17 protein-coding genes and 1 other RNA gene are annotated in these 18,718 nt (G+C 66.7%); 7 read left to right on the plus strand and 11 right to left on the minus strand.

Annotated features, from left to right (window positions below; all coding sequences use genetic code 11):
- Positions 1–14: 14 nt before the first annotated feature.
- Positions 15–950, minus strand: a complete 936-nt coding sequence (gene fmt, locus ACQR2C_RS20170; RefSeq protein ID WP_434881937.1) for a methionyl-tRNA formyltransferase — start codon at positions 948–950, stop codon at positions 15–17.
- 137 nt (positions 951–1,087) lie between these two features.
- Positions 1,088–1,615: a peptide deformylase gene (gene def / locus ACQR2C_RS20175; protein ID WP_315800481.1), complete on the minus strand. Its 528-nt coding sequence runs from the start codon at positions 1,613–1,615 to the stop codon at positions 1,088–1,090.
- Positions 1,616–1,785: 170 nt separating this feature from the next.
- On the opposite strand from def, the gene ACQR2C_RS20180 reads away from it, so the two are divergent.
- Complete coding sequence (locus ACQR2C_RS20180) at positions 1,786–3,018, plus strand: DNA recombination protein RmuC (protein ID WP_316239315.1); 1,233 nt, start codon at positions 1,786–1,788, stop codon at positions 3,016–3,018.
- Positions 3,019–3,061: 43 nt separating this feature from the next.
- On the plus strand, positions 3,062–4,444 hold the full coding sequence (locus ACQR2C_RS20185) for an AmpG family muropeptide MFS transporter (protein WP_434881938.1): 1,383 nt from the start codon (positions 3,062–3,064) through the stop codon (positions 4,442–4,444).
- A gap of 167 nt (positions 4,445–4,611) precedes the next feature.
- On the opposite strand, the gene ACQR2C_RS20190 is transcribed toward ACQR2C_RS20185, so the two are convergent.
- From ACQR2C_RS20190 to ffs, 5 genes are all read right to left on the minus strand, one after another.
- Entirely contained in the window at positions 4,612–5,037 is a 426-nt protein-coding gene (locus ACQR2C_RS20190; RefSeq protein ID WP_434838668.1) for a hypothetical protein, read from the minus strand.
- A 20-nt stretch (positions 5,038–5,057) separates the two neighbouring features.
- Positions 5,058–5,657, minus strand: coding sequence for a recombination mediator RecR (gene recR / locus ACQR2C_RS20195; RefSeq protein ID WP_315715349.1), 600 nt, complete (start codon positions 5,655–5,657; stop codon positions 5,058–5,060).
- 25 nt (positions 5,658–5,682) lie between these two features.
- Positions 5,683–6,003 carry a YbaB/EbfC family nucleoid-associated protein gene (locus tag ACQR2C_RS20200; RefSeq protein ID WP_315715348.1) on the minus strand — a complete coding sequence of 107 codons (321 nt, stop codon included), beginning with the start codon at positions 6,001–6,003 and terminating at the stop codon, positions 5,683–5,685.
- Between the two features lie 76 nt (positions 6,004–6,079).
- The gene (locus ACQR2C_RS20205) at positions 6,080–7,918 is read right to left on the minus strand and encodes a DNA polymerase III subunit gamma/tau (RefSeq protein ID WP_315800483.1); all 1,839 of its coding nucleotides are present in this window, start codon (positions 7,916–7,918) and stop codon (positions 6,080–6,082) included.
- Positions 7,919–8,064: 146 nt separating this feature from the next.
- Positions 8,065–8,161, minus strand: an RNA gene (gene ffs, locus ACQR2C_RS20210) — signal recognition particle sRNA small type.
- 144 nt (positions 8,162–8,305) lie between these two features.
- Between ffs and ACQR2C_RS20215 the strand changes: the two genes are divergently transcribed.
- From ACQR2C_RS20215 to ACQR2C_RS20235, 5 genes are all read left to right on the plus strand, one after another.
- Complete coding sequence (locus ACQR2C_RS20215) at positions 8,306–8,725, plus strand: HIT family protein (protein WP_315715346.1); 420 nt, start codon at positions 8,306–8,308, stop codon at positions 8,723–8,725.
- A 3-nt stretch (positions 8,726–8,728) separates the two neighbouring features.
- Positions 8,729–9,673 carry an NAD(+) diphosphatase gene (nudC, locus tag ACQR2C_RS20220; protein ID WP_434881939.1) on the plus strand — a complete coding sequence of 315 codons (945 nt, stop codon included), beginning with the start codon at positions 8,729–8,731 and terminating at the stop codon, positions 9,671–9,673.
- A 129-nt stretch (positions 9,674–9,802) separates the two neighbouring features.
- Positions 9,803–10,303, plus strand: a complete 501-nt coding sequence (locus ACQR2C_RS20225; RefSeq protein ID WP_315715344.1) for an Lrp/AsnC family transcriptional regulator — start codon at positions 9,803–9,805, stop codon at positions 10,301–10,303.
- A 112-nt stretch (positions 10,304–10,415) separates the two neighbouring features.
- Positions 10,416–10,745, plus strand: a complete 330-nt coding sequence (locus ACQR2C_RS20230; RefSeq protein ID WP_315800486.1) for a hypothetical protein — start codon at positions 10,416–10,418, stop codon at positions 10,743–10,745.
- A gap of 20 nt (positions 10,746–10,765) precedes the next feature.
- Positions 10,766–12,232 carry a methyl-accepting chemotaxis protein gene (locus ACQR2C_RS20235; protein WP_434873461.1) on the plus strand — a complete coding sequence of 489 codons (1,467 nt, stop codon included), beginning with the start codon at positions 10,766–10,768 and terminating at the stop codon, positions 12,230–12,232.
- 63 nt (positions 12,233–12,295) lie between these two features.
- Here the strand turns inward: ACQR2C_RS20235 and ACQR2C_RS20240 are convergent, their stop codons facing one another.
- The 4 genes from ACQR2C_RS20240 to ACQR2C_RS20255 all read right to left on the minus strand — a co-directional run bounded on the left by ACQR2C_RS20240 (position 12,296) and on the right by ACQR2C_RS20255 (position 18,572).
- On the minus strand, positions 12,296–13,795 hold the full coding sequence (locus tag ACQR2C_RS20240) for a phosphomannomutase/phosphoglucomutase (RefSeq protein ID WP_434881940.1): 1,500 nt from the start codon (positions 13,793–13,795) through the stop codon (positions 12,296–12,298).
- Between the two features lie 191 nt (positions 13,796–13,986).
- The gene (locus ACQR2C_RS20245) at positions 13,987–14,487 is read right to left on the minus strand and encodes a TIGR02281 family clan AA aspartic protease (RefSeq protein ID WP_434881992.1); all 501 of its coding nucleotides are present in this window, start codon (positions 14,485–14,487) and stop codon (positions 13,987–13,989) included.
- Positions 14,488–14,648: 161 nt separating this feature from the next.
- The gene (gene hrpB / locus ACQR2C_RS20250) at positions 14,649–17,123 is read right to left on the minus strand and encodes an ATP-dependent helicase HrpB (RefSeq protein WP_434881941.1); all 2,475 of its coding nucleotides are present in this window, start codon (positions 17,121–17,123) and stop codon (positions 14,649–14,651) included.
- Between the two features lie 129 nt (positions 17,124–17,252).
- Positions 17,253–18,572, minus strand: a complete 1,320-nt coding sequence (locus tag ACQR2C_RS20255; protein ID WP_434846488.1) for a UDP-glucose dehydrogenase family protein — start codon at positions 18,570–18,572, stop codon at positions 17,253–17,255.
- Positions 18,573–18,718: the final 146 nt, after the last annotated feature.

Here is an 18,718-nt window from a genome sequence, read left to right on the forward strand (position 1 = left end):
ACGAGCTGAATTGGTCAGCCGAAGCGCAGGCCCGGCGCGACGGGCGTGCCGCGCAGGAAATCCGCGGCTTTCATCGGGCCCTTGCCGGCGCGCTGCAGCTCGGTCACGCGGATGGCGCCGTCGGCGCAGGCGATGGTGAGCTGCTCGTCGAGCACGGCGCCGGGCTCGCCCCGGCCGTCGGCGAGCGCGCAGCGCAGGATCTTCAAACGCGCCGCCTCGCCATCGAGGGTGACCTCGCTCCAGGCGCCGGGGAACGGCGACAGGCCGTGGATGTGACGCAGCACCGTATGCGCCGGCTTCGTCCAGTCGATCCGCGCCTCGGCCTTCTCGATCTTGGCCGCATAGGTCACGCCGCCCTCGGCCTGCTTCGTCAACGTCAGCCCGCCGCGCGCCAGCGCCGCCATCGCCCGCACCATCAGGTCGGCGCCGATGCGCGACAGGCGATCGTGCAGGTCGGACGCCGTCATCGCGTCAGTGATGGGCAGACGCTCGGCCATCGCGACGTCGCCGGTGTCGAGACCGACATCCATCTTCATGACCATCACGCCGCTTTCGGCGTCCCCTGCCATGATGGCACGGTTGATCGGCGCAGCGCCGCGCCAGCGCGGCAGCAGCGAGGCGTGGAGGTTGTAGCAGCCGAGTTTTGGTGCATCGAGAATCGCCTGCGGCAGGATCATGCCATAGGCGACGACGACGGCGGCGTCGGCCTGGTGGGCGCGGAACGCAGCCAGCGCGTCCTCGGTCTTCAGCGTCTTCGGCGTGAGCACGGGAATGCCGAGCCGCCGCGCCTCGGTCTCGATCGGAGTCGGGACCAAGGCCAAGCCACGGCGGCCACCGGGCTTCGGCGCGCGCGTGTAGACGGCCACGATCTCGTGGCCGTGGCCGGCGAGCTCGAGCAGGGTCGGCACGGCGAAATCCGGCGTGCCCATGAAGATCAGGCGAAGCGGCATCTGGTGCGCCCCTCGAGGCTTCATCCTGCCGTCATGGGCCGGGCTCGTCCCGGCCATCCACGTCGCAATGCCAACGCGAGAGGCAAGACGTGGATGCCCGGGTCAAGCCCGGGCATGACGGAGGAGAGAGTTGATCGTTACTCGCCGGCGCGCTTGGCGGCCTTGGTGAACTTCTTCATCACGCGGTCGCGCTTGAGCTTCGACAGATAGTCGATGAACAGCACGCCGTTGAGATGGTCGATCTCGTGCTGGATGCAGGTGGCGTAGAGCCCCTCCGCATCCTCCTCGCGGACCAGCCCGTCGAGATCGGTGAAGCGTACGCGCACACGCGCCGGCCGCTCGACCTCCTCGTAATATTCGGGGATCGACAGGCAGCCTTCCTCGTAGACCGACAGCTCGTCCGACTTGGCAACGATCTCCGGATTGATGAAGACGCGCGGCTCGCGCTTGCCTTCCCCGTTCGCGTCGGGCTTGGCCAGATCCATTGTGATGACGCGCAGCGGCTGCGCGACCTGAATCGCTGCGAGCCCGATGCCTGGCGCGTCGTACATGGTCTGAAACATGTCGTCGACCAGCTGCCGGATCTCCGGCGTGACCTTCTCGACCGGCTTGGACACCAGCCGCAACTGCCGGTCCGGCAGGATGATGATTTCTCTTAGGGACATGGCGCGCGATTTAAGCCGCGGAACCGGCGCGGTCAATGTGATGGCTCGCAGTTAAGACTTCGCTAACCATGAATTTCAATGTCTCGTTAACCATGATTCTTTACCCGGCCTTAACCATAAATGTTCTCTCTTCGTTCGCGAGCTCTTGCGAATCGGATAGATGGGGGGTGATGACCGCCAGCCAGTCCCTCAATCCTGTCGTCGTCATGATCGGCGATCTGCCCGTGCGCGCCAGCGACGCGCTGATCGGGTTTGGCGTGCTGGTTCTGCTCCTGCTGCTGATGATCGTCGCGGCCGTGGTGCGCTCCGGCCGGCGCGGCGCCGAGCTCGCGGCCCAGCAGGCGATGCGCGCCGATGAGATCGAACAGCGGTTCGGCGAGATGATCCGGGTGCAGAGCGAGGCCTCCGGCCGGGTCGACGCGATGGCGCAGCTGCTTGCCGGGCGGCAGGTGGACCTGGCGCGCAGCGTCAACGAGCGGCTCGACGCCGTCACCCATCGCGTCGGCCAATCGATGGAGCAGACCACGCGCCACACCATGGATTCCTTGCGCGTGCTGCACGAGCGGCTCGGCATCATCGACAACGCGCATCGCGATCTCAGCGAGCTCACGACACAGGTCACGACCTTGCGCGACGTGCTCGCCAACAAGCAGTCGCGCGGCGCATTCGGCCAGGCGCGCATGGAGGCGATCGTCCAGGACGGGCTGCCGAAGGGCAGCTACGCCTTCCAGTACACGCTCGTCAGCGGCAAGCGGCCGGACTGCGTCGTGTTCCTGCCCGACACGCGGCCGCTGTGCATCGACGCCAAGTTTCCGCTCGAGGCAGTGACCGCGCTGCACGACGCGGAGACGGAGGACGAAAAGCGCGCCGCCGCGCAGCGGCTGCGCACCGACGTGCTGCGCCACGTCAACGACATCGCCGAGAAGTACCTCGTGGTCGGCGAGACGCAGGACACGGCGCTGATGTTCGTGCCGTCGGAATCGGTCTACGCCGAGATCCATGACGGCTTCGACGACGTCATCCAGAGAGCCTATCGCGCCCGTGTCGTGCTGGTGTCGCCGTCGCTGCTGATGCTCGCGATCCAGGTCATGCAGCAGATCATGAAGGACGCGCGCATCCGCGACGCCGCTGACCAGATCCGCAACGAGGTGATCCATTTGGGCGACGACCTCGGCCGCCTGCGCGAGCGCGTGCTCAAGCTGCAGAAGCATTTTGGCGATGTCGGCGAGGACATCCGCCAGATCCTCATCTCCGCCGACAAGATCGAAAAGCGCGCCGCGCGGATCGAGGAGCTCGATTTCAGCAAGCCGGATGCGCCGGCGGACTCTCCGCGCATTGCGCCGGGCGCGGGCGCGACGCCGGACCTGTTTCCGCTGGCGGGGCGGATGCAGGCGGGGGAATGACCGCGGCGTCGCGAAAGCTGTCCAGATCTGCTACCACCCACCGATGACCGCACCTGACGCCGCCTCCGACATCAGAGCAACCGCTGCAAAGCCTGAGGCCAAGCCCGCCCCCACCTGGCGCGAGAGCATGGCCGTCTACCTGCAGCCGCGCGTGCTCGTGGTGCTGTTCCTCGGCTTCTCCTCAGGTCTGCCGCTGGCGCTGTCCGGCTCGACGCTTCAGATCTGGATGCGCGAGCTCGGCGTCGATCTCGGGACCATCGGGCTGTTCGCGCTGGTCGGCACGCCCTACACGCTGAAATTCCTTTGGGCGCCGCTGGTCGACGCGCTGCACGTGCCGCTGCTGACGCGCGCCTTCGGGCGGCGGCGCGGCTGGCTGGTGTTCGCGCAATTGCTGCTGATCGCGGCCATCCTGCTGCTGGCCGTGACTGACCCGGCGCATGCGCCGTTCATGGTCGCGCTGGCCGCGCTGCTGGTCGCCGCGATGTCGGCGACCCAGGACATCGTGGTCGATGCCTTCCGCGTCGAGAGCCTTCCGGAGAGCGAGCAAGCCGCGGGCATGGCGGCGTATGTCGCCGCCTACCGCATCGGCATGCTGGTCTCGACCGCCGGCGCGCTGGTGGTGGTCAGTGCATTCGAGAACTCGGGGTTGACGCGTCCGTCGTCCTGGATGTGGGGCTATGTCGCGATGGCCGGAATGGTGCTGATTGGCACGATCACGGCCCTCGCGGCGACCGAGCCGGCTCAGTCGCAGCAGGCGGAGGCCGCGATGGGCGCGGACACCGCGCTCACCCGCGTGATGCATGCGGCCGCCGGAGCCTTCGTCGAGTTCCTCAGCCGACGTGATGCGCTCACGGTGCTCGCCTTCGTCGTGCTGTTCAAGTTCACCGACGCCTTCTCCGGCACGATGACCGCGCCGTTCGTGATCGATCTCGGCTTCAGCAAGGTCGACTACGCCGCGATCGTGAAAGGCGTCGGCCTCGCCGCCACGCTCGCCGGCGGCTTTGCCGGCGGCTTCGTCGCGCGGCGCTATTCGCTCGCCACCAGCCTGTGGATCGGCGGCATCGTGCAGGCGCTGGCCAACCTGTCGTTCTCATGGCTCGCCATCGTCGGCGTCAATCAATGGGCGCTGGCGCTGGCGATCTCTGCGGAGAACTTCACCAGCGCGATCGGCACCGTGATCTTCGTCGCCTATCTCTCTGCGCTGTGCCAGAACCCGCTGCACACCGCGACCCAATATGCGCTGCTCACCGCGCTCGCCGCGGTTGGACGAACCTACCTGTCATCGGGCGCGGGCTATGTGGCGAAAGCGACCGGCTGGCCTACATTCTTCGTCATCTGCGCACTCGTCGCGATCCCGAGCCTCGTGCTGCTTGCTTGGCTGCAGAGGCGCGGCCATTTCGATGAATTGGGGCCAGTGAAGGTCTAGCTGCCGCCTGGGGTTAGACTGTCATCATCCGCGAAGGCGGGTGATCCGGGATTGCAGAGACGTCGGCGATCAACCGCGAGGCCGCGGCGTGCTGGATCGCCCGGTCAAAGCCAGGCGATGACAGCGGAAATCGTGGCGCTGCTTTCGCGTGAATGCTCCCAGCGGCCTCAACGCTTCACCAAGCTCCACTTGGTCACGACCGCCTCGCTCATCTGTCCCGCATCCTGGGCGCAGGCGATCTCGTCGACCTTGACCGCGATCTGCTTGCCGAGCAGCCCCTTGAGCTGAGACGCCTGAGCCGTGTTCGCGGTGACGAGCTGGAACGTCTCCGGGCCGGTCTCGAGATTGCACAACCCGCTCGGCGGCGGCAGACGGCGCGGCTCGCTGGTGATCTGATAGGCCGCGGAGGGCTGGCCCGGCTTGGCGCCTTTCAGCTTCAGCGCCGTCAGCTCGCCCGACAGCACGTCACCGGCATTGAGCGGACGCCCCGCCTTCTGCGATGCCTCGCTCTGCTGCGCCAGCACCGACGGCGCCGAGAGTACCGCCAGAATCGCGCCCAAAGCCAGCCGTTTGCCGAATCCGCGTTTCGTCATCATTCCACTTTCGTCTGTGCCTAGAACAAGGTCCGCTGCCGCATCGCGGCCGAGAGCGTGCCTTCGTCGAGATAGTCGAGCTCGCCGCCGACCGGCACGCCATGCGCCAGCCGCGTGACCTTGACGTTCGCCTCTTGCAGGAGGTCGGTGATGTAGTGGGCGGTGGTCTGGCCATCGACCGTCGCGTTCAATGCGAGGATGATCTCCTGCACCTCCGGCGCATGCGCGCGCTGCACCAGCGCGTCGATGGTGAGGTCCTGCGGACCGACTCCGTCGAGCGGCGACAAGGTGCCGCCGAGCACGTGATAGCGGCCGTTCGAGGCCTTGGCGCGCTCCAGCGCCCAGAGATCGGCGACATCGGCGACGACGACGATCATCGCGGGATCGCGCCGCGGATCGGTGCACACCGTACAGGGATTCTGGGTATCGATGTTGCCGCAGGTCTTGCAGACCTGGATGCGGTCGATCGCGACCTGCAGCGCCGAGGCGAGCGGCACCATCAGCGCCTCGCGCTTCTTGATCAGATGGAGCGCGGCACGCCGCGCCGAGCGCGGCCCGAGGCCGGGCAGGCGCGCAAGCAGCTGGATCAGGCGTTCGATCTCAGGACCGGCGACGGCCATCAGTTCACGAATGTCATCGGGTCAACTAACCAAAACCGAAGCCTGGCGGCAGGCCGAGCTTGCCGGTGATGGCCTGCATCTTCTCCTGCATCGCGGCTTCCGCCTTGCGCCGCGCGTCGCCGTGCGCGGTGACCAGCAGGTCTTCCAGGATCTCGGCCTCCTCCGGCTTGAGCAGCGACGGATCGATCTTGATGCTCTTCACGTCCATCTTGGCGGTCATGCGCACGGCGACCAGACCGCCGCCCGAGATGCCCTCGACCTCGACGTTGCCGAGCTCCTCCTGCATTTCCTGCATCTTCGTCTGCAGCTGCGCCGCCTGTTTCATCATGCCGAGAAAGTCAGCCATCGGAGCACCTCATCATCAGCCTTCTTGTTGAGCATGATCTTTCGGAAGACCGGTTTCCACGTTTCCGGATCATGCTCTAGAAATCGTCATCGTCGGACTCGTCGGGCGGCTCGACAGCACTGGCGTCCGATTCGGGCGGCTCGGGGGCGAGCCGGCGCACTTCGACCACCTTGGTGCCCGGGAACCGCGCCAGGATCTCCTGTACGCGCGGATCGGCCTCCGCCGCCGCCTCGCGCTCGCTCTTGGCGCGCAGATTCTGCTCGCGCAAGGTCGCCTGACCCGGCTCGTTGGAAACGATCACCGTCCAGCGCCGGCCGGTCCAGTCTTCCAGCTTGCGGCCGAGGTCCGAGACAAGCGAGCGTTGCGCCGTCCGTTCCAGCGCGATCTCCAGCCGTCCCTCTTCGAAGCGGACCAGCCGCACGTCCATCTCCAGCGCGCTCTTGGTGATCAGGTCGCGATTCTTGCCGGCCAGCGCGACGAGTTCCTGGAAGCTCGCCAAGCGCAGCGCGGGCTGGTCCTGCGATGCCGGTGACGGCTGCGATGACATCGCCTGCGGGCGCATCGAACCGCCGACCGCGGCGAGCGTCGGGCCTTGCGCGCGCGGCGCCTGCATCGGCGCCGACGTCATCACAGGCGGCGTTCCCGCGCTCATGGTGGATGCCGGCGCAGGACGTGCCCCGCCGCCGTTCGTGACGATCGGCGAGCCACCACCGTTCTGGTCGATCATCCGAATGGCTTCGTCAGGCGTCGGCAGATCGGCCGCGTAGGCAATCCGCACCAGCACCATTTCCGCCGCTGCAGCCGGGCGCGTCGCACCTTGAGTCTCGGCGATGCCCTTCAGCAGCATCTGCCACATCCGCGACAGCACGCGCATCGATAGCTTGGTGGCGAAGTCGCGCGCGCGCAGCCGCTCGGTCTCGCTGAAGGCGACGTTGTCAGCCGTGGCCGGCACGACCTTCACCCGGGTGACGAAGTTCACGAACTCGGCCAGGTCCGACAGCACGACCACGGGGTCGGCGCCGACGTCATATTGCTCGCGGAATTCCTTGAAGGCGGCGGCGATGTCGCCGCTGGCGAGATGGTGGAACAGGTCGATGACGCGAGTGCGGTCGGCGAGGCCGAGCATCTGCCGGACATCGTCGGCACGGACCTCGCCGGCGCTGTGCGCGATCGCCTGATCGAGCAGCGACAAGGAATCGCGCACCGAGCCTTCGGCGGCGCGCGCGATGATGCCGAGCGCCTCGGGCTCGATCGTCACGCCTTCCTTGGTCGCGATGCCCGAAAGATGTTTCATCAGCACGTCGGCCTCGACCCGCCTCAGGTCGAAGCGCTGGCAGCGCGACAGCACCGTCACCGGGACCTTGCGAATCTCGGTGGTGGCGAACACGAACTTGGCGTGCTCCGGCGGCTCCTCCAAGGTCTTCAGGAAGGCGTTGAACGCCGCCGTCGACAGCATGTGGACTTCGTCGATGATGTAGACCTTGTAGCGCGCGCTGGCCGGCGCATAGCGGACGCTGTCGTTGATCTGGCGGACGTCGTCGACGCCGGTATGGGACGCCGCGTCCATCTCCAGGATGTCCATGTGCCGGCTTTCCATGATCGCCTGGCAATGGGTGCCGAGCACCGGCATGTGGATCGTCGGGCCCTTCACCGAACCGTCGGGCAGCTCGTAGTTCAGGGCGCGGGCGAGGATGCGGGCGGTGGTGGTCTTGCCGACGCCGCGGACGCCGGTCAGGATCCAGGCCTGCGGAATCCGGCCGGTCTCGAACGCGTTCGAGACCGTGCGCACCACGGCCTCCTGGCCGATCAGATCCGCGAAGCTGGAGGGGCGGTATTTGCGCGCCAGCACCCGGTAGGGCTTGGCGGGAGCGTCGGCGCTGTCAGGCGGAACAGGTGGGGCGCCAGCGTCAGTCATCGAGCGATCCGCAAGTGAGCATTCCAGTCCGGCATCGATCGCGATCGTCGACGCCATCAGCCTCGACGCAATCAACCGGAGCGCGGTCGAGCGCCCGCCCTGCGCGGGGTCCCCGCCATCTTTGCGCGATTCGCTCGAAAAAACAGGTAGGAGACTGACGAGCGACCCGATCCGGACCTCGTTAGGGCTGCTTCCTTCCGGACCTGACCCGGTTGGCGAGTGGCTCGTCCACCGCCAATCTCCCGCTGCCTATTTGGGGCCAAATGGTCCGGAAAGCAAGCGCGAGCTTCGCCGGCCCGCTCTACCGCCCCGCGGGCTTGTGCCGCAGCTCGGAAAGGCTTTAGGTGCCGTCGAGCTCCCGCCTGACCATCCGCCAGGAACCGCCGCATGCCCGAATCAGCCTGGTCGCTGCATCCGCAACTTGCGAAGGATACGATCGACATTGGCGACCTGCCGCTGTCCCGCGTGCTGGTGATCAAGGACGCGAACTATCCCTGGCTGCTGCTGGTGCCGCGGCGCGAGGGCGCGGTCGAGATCATCGATCTCGACGAGGTCGCGCAGGCGCAGCTGATGACCGAGATCACGCGGGCGTCACGCGCGCTCAAAGAGATCACCAAATGCGACAAACTCAACGTCGCCGCGCTCGGCAACATGGTGCCGCAGTTGCACGTCCACATCATCGCGCGACGCACAAGTGACGTGGCCTGGCCGCGACCGGTGTGGGGCGCCGCGCCGCCTGTGCCCCACGATGCGCAGGAGGTGCAGCAGTTCATCAGCGCTATCAGGCGCAAGATCTGGCTAGGGTGAGAGATGTCGCCATTCGACTTGTTTCCGCTGGGCAAGCCGGCCTTCGTCGGCCATCCGATCGATCGCGCCGCCCATCTGCGCTTCCACGACGACAAGCTGATTGCCTTCGAGAGCAAGCCGTCGACGCGGGCCTATGTCGTGCATCGCGATTCGCTGGTGCTGAAGCGCGAGGGCGACCAGCTGCGCGCGCTGCTGTCGATCGACGAGGCGCTGAAGTTCGGTGCCAATCCGGGAACGATCTTCCTCGGGCTGCAGGACGGAGCGGCCGTGTTCGGCATGGGCATCTCGCCGGCCGCGGTCGAGAAGCTCGCCGGGCGGGAGGACGTGTCCGTGACCGAGTTGCGCGGCATGGCGATGCAGGGCGCGATCCCGGTCGACCAGCTCGCCACCATCGCGATGGCCAAGTCCCTGGTGTCCTGGCATCAGCGCCACGGCTTCTGCGCCAATTGCGGCGCCAAGACCGCCATGCGCGAGGGCGGCTGGAAGCGCGAATGCCCGAGCTGCAAGACGGAGCATTTCCCGCGCACCGATCCGGTCGTGATCTCGCTGGTCGCCTCCGGCGACAAGTGCCTGCTCGGGCGGCAGAAGCAGTTTCCGACCGGCATGTATTCCTGCCTCGCCGGCTTCGTCGAGGCGGCTGAGACGATCGAGGACGCCGTCCGGCGCGAGGTGTTCGAAGAATCCGGCATTCGCTGCACCGACGTGACTTATTACATGACCCAGCCCTGGCCCTACCCGTCGTCGCTGATGATCGGCTGCAGCGCCCGGGCACTCAACGAAGACATCATCATCGACCGCACCGAGCTCGAGGACGTGCGCTGGTTCAGCCGCGACGAGGCCCGGCAGATGCTGCTGCGGCAGCATCCGGATGGCTTGGCAGGACCGCATCCGTTCGCCATTGCTCATCATCTGGTCGGCCGCTGGTTGAAAGAGAACGACGAGCGGTAGCAGGAAACCACCCCACCCGCCGCGGAAACCGTCAGCCCCGGCCGCAAAGGGCTGAACGGCCAACCCTTGTCTTGGAACGATTTTCTCTATATGAGGGTCATATAGCCTTCATATGGAACAAATTTCTCCATGACCGATGTCGCCGCCCAAGGCTCCGAGGCCAATCGCCGGCTCGATGCGATTGACCGCAAGATTCTGATGGTCCTGCAGGAGGACGCATCGCTGTCCGTCGCCGAGATCGGCGATCGGGTCGGACTGTCGTCGACACCGTGTTGGAAGCGCATCCAGCGGCTGGAGGCCGATGGCGTGATCCTGCGCCGGGTGGCCCTGGTCGATCAGAACAAGATCGGGCTCGGCATCTCCGTGTTCGTGTCGGTGGAGAGCGCGGACCATTCCGAGGCCTGGCTGCGCAAATTCGCCGAGGCGGTCAGCTCGATGCCGGAGGTGATGGAGTTCTACCGGATGGCCGGCGACGTCGACTACATGCTGCGCGTCGTCGTTGCGGACATGCAGAGCTACGATGTCTTCTACAAGAAGCTGATCAGCGCGGTGCCCCTCAAGAACGTCACCTCGCGCTTCGCCATGGAGAAGATCAAGTCGGTCACGGCGCTGCCGGTGCCGCCGGTCTGAGCCGAGCATTCCGGGCCGCTTCGATGTTGCAGCGCTAGCGTCCCCAATCTCAGTCGTCATCCCTAACGAACGTTTACCGGAAGTTATTCCCATCCCTCTATTCTTGGATGCGATGACGTCCGGTGCAACCATACCTCAGTCTTCGCGCCCGTGGCTCAATGCCACGGCGCTTCTGATCGCGAGCTTTGTCGCGGTCGCCGCGCTGTCACTCCAAGTGCGCGCGGGGAGCGAAATCGTGGCCGTCGCTTTCCCACCCTGGTGGAGCGCGCAACACGCGATGCTCGCCGCGGCCTCGGCTGACGCCGCGCTCGTGCGCACAACGGCCATTTCATCGCTGCTGGTCGTTCGTCCCGGCGAACACGACGGCTCGGCGCGGCTGCGCGAGGCCGGAGCCTGGCTCATCATCGATCCGCAGGCGGTCTCTGCCTGCTTTGCAAAATGATCTCTTTGGGGGAATCGGAAATGAACGTCGAGACCAGCGATCTGGCAACCCTCCGGCACACGACCAGCAAGCTTCTGCTGGCGATGCTCTGGGTTCACGTTCCGCTCTCCCTCATCATCGGGCTGTCGCGCGGCGACTGGCTGATGCCGACCATGCTCATGATCGTCATGGCCGTGGTGGCAACCCTTTCCTGGCGCAGCGCCGGCGACGCCTTGTCGACCCAGCTCACCGTCGCAGTCGCCGTCATGGGCGGCGTATCCGTGCTCGTCTACCAGATGTCCGGACATCCCTGGCAGATCGACATGCACATGTATTTTTTCGCCGCGCTCGCCTGTCTGGTCGCATATTGCGACTACCGGCCGATCCTGGCCGGCACGGTCGCCGTCGCGCTTCATCATCTGGTCCTCAACTTCGTCTTTCCTGCAGCGATCTACCCGGGCGGCGCTGATTTCGGCCGCGTTGTGCTGCATGCGGTCATCCTGCTGATCGAGGCCGGCGTTCTCATCGCCCTTGCGCTCAAGCTGACGCAGCTGTTCGAAACCAGCGCGCGCAAGACCGCGGAAGCCGAATCGGCGATCGCTGCCGAAGCGCGCGCCAACGCCGAGCGGTTCGAGGCCGAGCAACGCGTCAAGCAGCAGGCCGATCTTGCCCGTCGCGAGCTCGCCGAAGGCTTCGAGCGCAAGATCGGCGGCATCGTCGAGGCGGTGGCCGTCGCCGCCAACGAGATGCAGAGCCTGTCCTCGTCGATGAGCCGGAGCAGCGCGGAGTCCTCGCGCCAGACGTCGGCCGCGGCCGGCGCCTCGCAACAGGCGTCGACCAATGTCGAGACGGTCGCTGCCGCAACGGAAGAGCTGACCGCGTCGATCAACAATATCTCACAGCAGGTGACGCGGTCGGCGGAGATCGCCGCGAAAGCTGCGGACGAGGCTCGCCGCACCAACACGGTGGTCGAGAGCCTGGCTGCCGGCACCCAGAAGATCGGCGAGGTGGTGACGCTGATCCAGACGATCGCCAGCCAGACCAACCTGCTGGCGCTGAACGCCACCATCGAGGCGGCGCGCGCCGGCGAGCACGGCAAGGGTTTTGCCGTCGTGGCAAGCGAGGTCAAGGCGCTCGCCAATCAGACCGCGAAGGCCACCGAGGAAATTTCCAGCCAGGTGCAGAGCATCCAGAGCGCAACGGGTGACGCCGTCTCCGCCATCCAGGCGATCGGGGGAACGATTGCCGAGATCGACGACATCTCCAAGGAGATCGCCACCGCGGTCGAGCAGCAGGGCCTCGCCACCGGGGAAATTTCCGGCAACGTACAGCAGGCGGCCGAAGGCACGCGGCTGGTCAGCCAAAGCATGGGCAGCGTGACCCGCGCTTCCGACGAGACCGGCAGCGCCGCCTCGCGGCTGCTGGAATCCGCGAACGGACTCACCTCGCAATCGAGCCGGCTCAAATCCGAGGTCGATCAGTTCCTGAGCTCCCTGAGGGCCGCTTGATCCCATCGAATGGGATGGGATCGGCGCGAGCATCGACCCTAGCGGGATATCATCAACGCGGCCTCAGATCGTCTGGTTGTAGGCGCCGACTTCGGGATGCGTCCGCAGCACCTCGTTGACCGCCTCGAACATGTCGTGCATGCGCCGCTCGGACACCGGGCTTTCGACCACCACCACGAGTTCGGGCTTGTTCGATGAGGCCCGCACCAGACCCCAGCTGCCGTCTTCGACCGTGACGCGGACGCCGTTGACGGTGACGAGATCGCGGATCTGCTGCCCCGCCACCTTGCCGCCCTGCTGCTGCAGCGCCTGGAAGTGCTTCACGACGGCGTCGGCGACGCCGTATTTGACCTCGTCGCCGCAATGCGGCGACATGGTCGGCGACGACCAGGTCTTTGGCAGCGCGTCCTTCAGGTCGGCCATCGACTTGCCCGGCGCCCGATCGAGCATCTCGCAGATCGCGATCGCCGAGACCAGACCGTCGTCATAGCCCCGCCCGAACGGGCGGTTGAAGAAGAAGTGGCCCGACTTCTCGAAGCCGGCGAGCGCACCGAGCTCGTTGGTGCGGCGCTTCATGTAGGAATGGCCGGTCTTCCAGTAGGCGGTCTTCGCGCCCTGCGCCTGCAGCACGGGATCGGTCATGAACAGGCCGGTCGACTTCACGTCGACGACGAACTGCGCATCCTTGTGGATCGCCGACATGTCGCGCGCCAGCATCACGCCGACCTTGTCGGCGAAGATCTCTTCGCCGGTGTTGTCGACTACGCCGCAGCGATCGCCGTCGCCGTCGAAGCCGAGGCCGACATCGGCCTTATGCGCGAGCACGGCATCGCGGATGGCGTGCAGCATCTCCATGTCTTCGGGATTGGGATTGTATTTCGGGAAGGTGTGATCGAGCTCGGTGTCGAGCGGAATGACCTCGCAGCCGATCGCCTCGAGCACCTCAGGCGCGAACGCGCCGGCGGTGCCGTTGCCGCAGGCCGCGACGACCTTGAGCCTGCGCTTCAGCTTGGGCCTGCTGGTGAGGTCGGCGATGTAGCGCGCCGGGAAATTCTCGTGGAACTGATAGGAGCCGCCGCCGGCGTTCTTGAACTCGGCGTTGAGCACGATCTCCTTCAGCCGGGTCATCTCTTCGGGGCCGAAGGTCAGCGGGCGGTTGGCACCCATCTTCACGCCGGTCCAGCCATTGTCGTTGTGCGAGGCGGTCACCATGGCGACGCAGGGCACATCGAGATCGAACTGGGCGAAATAGGCCATCGGCGTCACCGCAAGGCCGATGTCGTGCACCTTGCAGCCGGCGGCCATCAGGCCCGAGATCAGGGCGTATTTGATCGAGGCGGAGTAGCCGCGGAAGTCGTGCCCGGTCACGATCTCCCGCTTGACGCCGCGTTCGGCGATCAGCGCGCCCAGCCCCATCCCGAGCGCCTGCACCCCCATCAAGTTGATTTCCTTGTTGAAGAGCCAGCGCGCGTCATATTCGCGGAAGCCCGTCGGCTTCACCATCGGCTCGGACTCGAAGGCGTAGGTATTGGGAACCAGGACGGGCTTGGGTTTCGGAAACATCAGGAGACGGCCTCGGGAAATCACATCAACGGAAGAATGCAGTCGTGCCTGATACGACGTCGGACGACAATGGCAGAAGGCAGATGAATGCAGGCAACAATCAGGCGGGACCGCCCCGTCCGCTGAACCAATCCGCCTGCCGGTATATGGGGGCCGTCACTGCATGCACCAAGATGCGGTGAAGGCGCAGCCTACTGCTCCAACACCATCTGGCCGTTGGCGTAGGCGAAGCGCTTCAGCTTGGACAGGAAGGACAGGCCAAGCAGGTTCTCCGACAGCGCGGTATCGGGCAGCACCAGGGCATCGACGTCGCGCACGGTGAGCTCGCCGAGCTCGACCATCGCGAGCCTGGCGCGGGCCGCCTTCACGGTGCCGTTCGCCGTGGTCACGGTGGCGGTGTAGTCGCCGCGCGCCGGACGGAGGCCGAAGCGGGCGGCCGAACTCTCGTTCAGCGCGACCATCGAGGCGCCGGTATCCACCATGAAGCTGATGCGCTGACCGTCGATGCGGCCGTCGGCGCGGAAGTGACCGCGACGGTCGGTCGGAATGCTGAGGCTGCGCTGGCCCGCGGCAGAGGATCCCACCGTGGCAACCCGCGCGGACGGTGTCGCGGATGCCGACGCGGGGGTCAGGCGATCGGCCAGTTGCGCCATGAAGGTGCCGAGACCGACGAGAACGGCCGCAAAGATCATTATGTTACGCATGACGCAAACGCCCGACTTTACCCCGCAACCGATTTGACCATCAAAGCCGCTGACGGGCGACTGCGAGTGACCGGCTGCCGCCGCCATTTTGGCGAAAACGATGAGTGAAGCGTTAACGACAACGACGGCGGCGGTACAATTTGCATGAGCTATGTCCCCCGCGGCTTGGCCCGCCGGGTCGGCTCGGCATGGGCGGGATCGTCGGGCCAGGGATGGCGCGGATAGCGGCCGCGCAGATCGGTGCGGACCGCGGCATAGGAGCCGCGCCAGAAGCCGGGCAGATCGCGCGTCACCTGCACCGGCCGCTGCGCCGGCGACAGCAGTTCCAGCACCAGCGGCACGGCCCCCCTGGCGATAGACGGATGGACGTTGAGACCGAACAGCTCCTGCAGCCGGACCGCGATGGTGGGCCCCTGCTCAGCCTCGTAGTCGATCGCCAGCATGGTGCCGGTCGGCGCCTCGAAATGGGTCGGCGCCTCCCGGTCGAGCCGGGCGCGCAGATCCCACGGCAGCAGCGCCATCACGGCATCGGAGACGTCGCCGGGCGAGGCGTCCTTGAGCGAGGTCTTGTCGGCCAGCAGCGGCACCAGCCACTCCTCCCGCCGCTCGGCGAGGCCCGCGTCCGACAGGTCCGGCCAGCTGTCGCCCTCCGCCTTGCGCAGGAAGGCGACGCGATCGCGCCATTGCCTGGCGGCCTTCGACCAGGGCAGCCGGTCGAGCCCGGCCGCGCAGATTCCTTCCGCGAAGATGCGCGCGGTCTCCTCCGAAGGCGTCAGCGCGACCGGCGCATCGGCCATGGTGATCGCGTGCAGCTTGCGCTTGCGGCGCGCCCGCAATGCCATCGCGCCATGATCGAAGCTGACCTCGTCCTTGGCTTCGATATGCGCAGCGAAGTGGCGCTCGATGTCCTCGATCGCCAGCGGGGCCGCCAGCAGGATACGGCCGCTGGCCGCCGTTCCCGTCAGCTCACCGACCGCGATATAGGGCACGCGCGCCAGCGACGAGGTTGGGTCGACGGCAGCGCCGCGGCCATTGGCGAGCACGAAGCTGCCATTGCCGCGATTGCGCGCCACCCGGTCGGGAAAGGCGAAGGCGAGCATCAGGCCGGTGGAGATATCCGCTTCTCCGGCGGGGGCGGACGCGGACGACACCTGCTGCGCCCACCGCCGCGCCAGGTCGCGGGCACTTTGCGCGCGCGGCGAGCGGTCGCGGCGGAACTGATCGAGCCGCACCTCGAGATCAACGCTGTCGCCGCCCAGCCCGCGCTCGGTCAGGATGGCGGCGATGTCGGCGGCCTGCGCCGCCGCGCCGTGGTCGGCGGCATCGACGATCATCCGCGCCAGCCGCGGCGGCAGCGCCAGCGCCCGCAGCCGCCGGCCCTCGTCGGTCAGCCTGCCATCGGCATCGAGCGCATCGAGCTCGCGCAGCAGGTCCCTCGCCTCCTTCCAAGCCGGTTGCGGCGGCGGATCGAGGAAGCTCAGCGTGGAGGGGTCACTGACACCCCATTGCGCCAGATCGAGGACCAGCGAGGACAGGTCGGCGCTGAGAATTTCCGGCTGCGTATAGGCCGCCAGCGAGGCCGTCTGCGGCTCGTCCCATAACCGGTAGCAGACGCCAGGCTCGGTGCGGCCGGCGCGGCCGCGGCGCTGATCCACGGCGGCGCGCGAAGCCCGCACCGTCTCCAGCCTGGTCAGGCCGATGTCCGGCTCGTAGCGCGGCACCCGGGCGAGGCCGGAATCGACCACGATGCGCACGCCCTCGATGGTCAGCGAGGTCTCGGCAATCGAGGTCGCCAGCACCACCTTGCGCTGCCCCTTCGGGGCGGGCGAGATGGCGCGGTCCTGCACGGCGGAATCGAGCGCGCCGAACAGCGGCACGATCTCGACGCTGGCATCGTGGACGCGCTCGGCCAGCATGGTCTGGGTGCGCCGGATTTCGGCGGCCCCCGGCAGGAACGCCAGCACCGAGCCCGCGTCGGCGCGCAGCGCGGCCGCGATGGTCTCAGCCATCTGGCGTTCGACCGGCGCATCCGGCTTGCGGCCGACATAGCGCGTCTCGACCGGATAGGCGCGGCCTTCGCTCTCGACCACCGGCGCATTGCCGAGCAGGCTGGCGACGCGGGCGCCGTCGAGCGTCGCCGACATCACGAGGATGCGGAGATCCTCGCGCAAGCCCTGCTGCGCATCGCGTGCCAAAGCGAGGCCCAGATCGGCATCGAGCGAGCGCTCGTGGAATTCGTCGAACAGCACGGCGGCGACGCCGGTGAGCTCGGGATCGTCGAGGATCTGCCGGGTGAAGATGCCTTCGGTGACGACCTCGATGCGGGTCGCGCGCGAGACCTTCGAGCCGAATCGTACGCGATAGCCGACGGTCTCGCCGGCACGCTCGCCGAGCGACTTCGCCATCCGCTCGGCGCTGGCGCGGGCGGCGATCCGGCGCGGCTCCAGCACGATGATCTTGTTGGTCCCGACCCACGGCGCATCGCGCAGCGCCAGCGGTACACGGGTCGTCTTGCCGGCGCCGGGCGGCGCCACCAGCACGGCGGTGTTGCTGCGTGCGAGCGTGCCGGACAGTTCGTCCAGCACGGCATCGATGGGCAGCGGCGTGTCGAAGCGAAGGGGCAATCGTCGAACCCGTCATTGCCCGCGAAGGCGGGCAATCCAGTAAACAGCGATCTCGCGGACGACGAAGATCGGGCGCCCTGGATACCCCGCCTTCGCGGAACATGACAACGCCATGTCACGCACGCCGCATCACGCGCCCTTCACGCCCGGCCGGCCCACGCTCTCGTAGACGAAGCCGTGCGCCGCCATCTCATCCGGGCGGTAGACGTTGCGCAGGTCGACGACGACAGGACTGGCCATCACCTCCTTGAGGCGATCGAGATCCATGGCGCGGTACTGCACCCATTCGGTCACCAGCACGATCGCATCGGCGCCCGTCGCGCACGCATAGGGATCGTCGTAATAGGCGATCTCCGGCAGCTCCTTCTTGGCCTGCTCGATGCCGACGGGATCATGCGCGCGCACCTTGGCGCCCATGTCGAGCAACCCGGTCACCAGCGGGATCGACGGCGCCTCGCGCATGTCGTCGGTCTCCGGCTTGAAGGTGAGGCCGAGCACAGCGACTGTCTTGCCGCGCAGATTGCCGCCGACGGCATGCGCCACCTTGCGCGCCATCGCACGCTTGCGGTTGTCGTTGACGGCCAGGACGGATTCGACGATGCGCAACTGCGTATCGTAGTCCTGCGCGATCTTGATCAGTGCGCGCGTGTCCTTCGGGAAGCACGAGCCGCCGAAGCCGGGACCCGCGTGCAGGAACTTGGCGCCGATGCGGTTGTCGAGACCGATGCCGCGCGCCACCTCCTGCACGTCGGCGCCGACCTTCTCCGCGAGATCGGCGACCTCGTTGATGAAGGTGATCTTGGTGGCGAGAAACGCGTTGGCGGCGTATTTGATCAGCTCGGCGGTGCGCCGCGCCGTGTACATGACCGGCGCCTGGTTCAGCGACAGCGGCCGGTAGATGTCGCCGAGCACCTTGCGGCCGCGCTCATCGTCGGTACCGACCACGATACGATCGGGCCATTTGAAGTCGCGGATCGCCGCACCCTCGCGCAGGAATTCCGGATTGGAGGCGACCACGACGTCGGCCGCCGGATTGGTCTCGCGGATGATGCGCTCGACCTCGTCGCCGGTACCGACCGGCACGGTCGATTTGGTCACGACGACCGTGAAGCCAGTGAGCGACGCGGCGATCTCGCGCGCCGCGGCATAGACGTAGGTGAGGTCGGCGTGACCGTCGCCGCGCCGCGACGGCGTACCGACCGCGATGAACACGGCGTCGGCTTCCGCGACCGGCTGCTTGAGATCGGTGGTGAAATCGAGCCGCTTGGCCTTCACGTTGGCCGCGACCAGCGCATCCAGCCCGGGCTCGAAGATCGGGATTTCTCCGCGATGCAGCGCGGCGATCTTGCTCTCGTCCTTGTCCACGCAGGTCACCTGGTGACCGAAATCGGCGAAGCAGGCACCGGACACCAGACCCACATAGCCCGTGCCGATCATCGCAATTCGCATCGAAACCCATCCTTCAAGGTTAATACTTTCGCGTCTTAAACCATTTGCGGTTCAAGGGGAATTTAGAAAACGGCATGACGTTTGGATGACAGAGAGGAGTATTAACGGCTCTGCCCGACAATGCGGCAGCTCCGCGCCAAAGAGGG

The sequence above is a fragment of the Bradyrhizobium sp. HKCCYLRH3061 genome (assembly GCF_051168015.1).
In the GTDB taxonomy this organism is placed as follows: Bacteria; Pseudomonadota; Alphaproteobacteria; order Rhizobiales; family Xanthobacteraceae; genus Bradyrhizobium.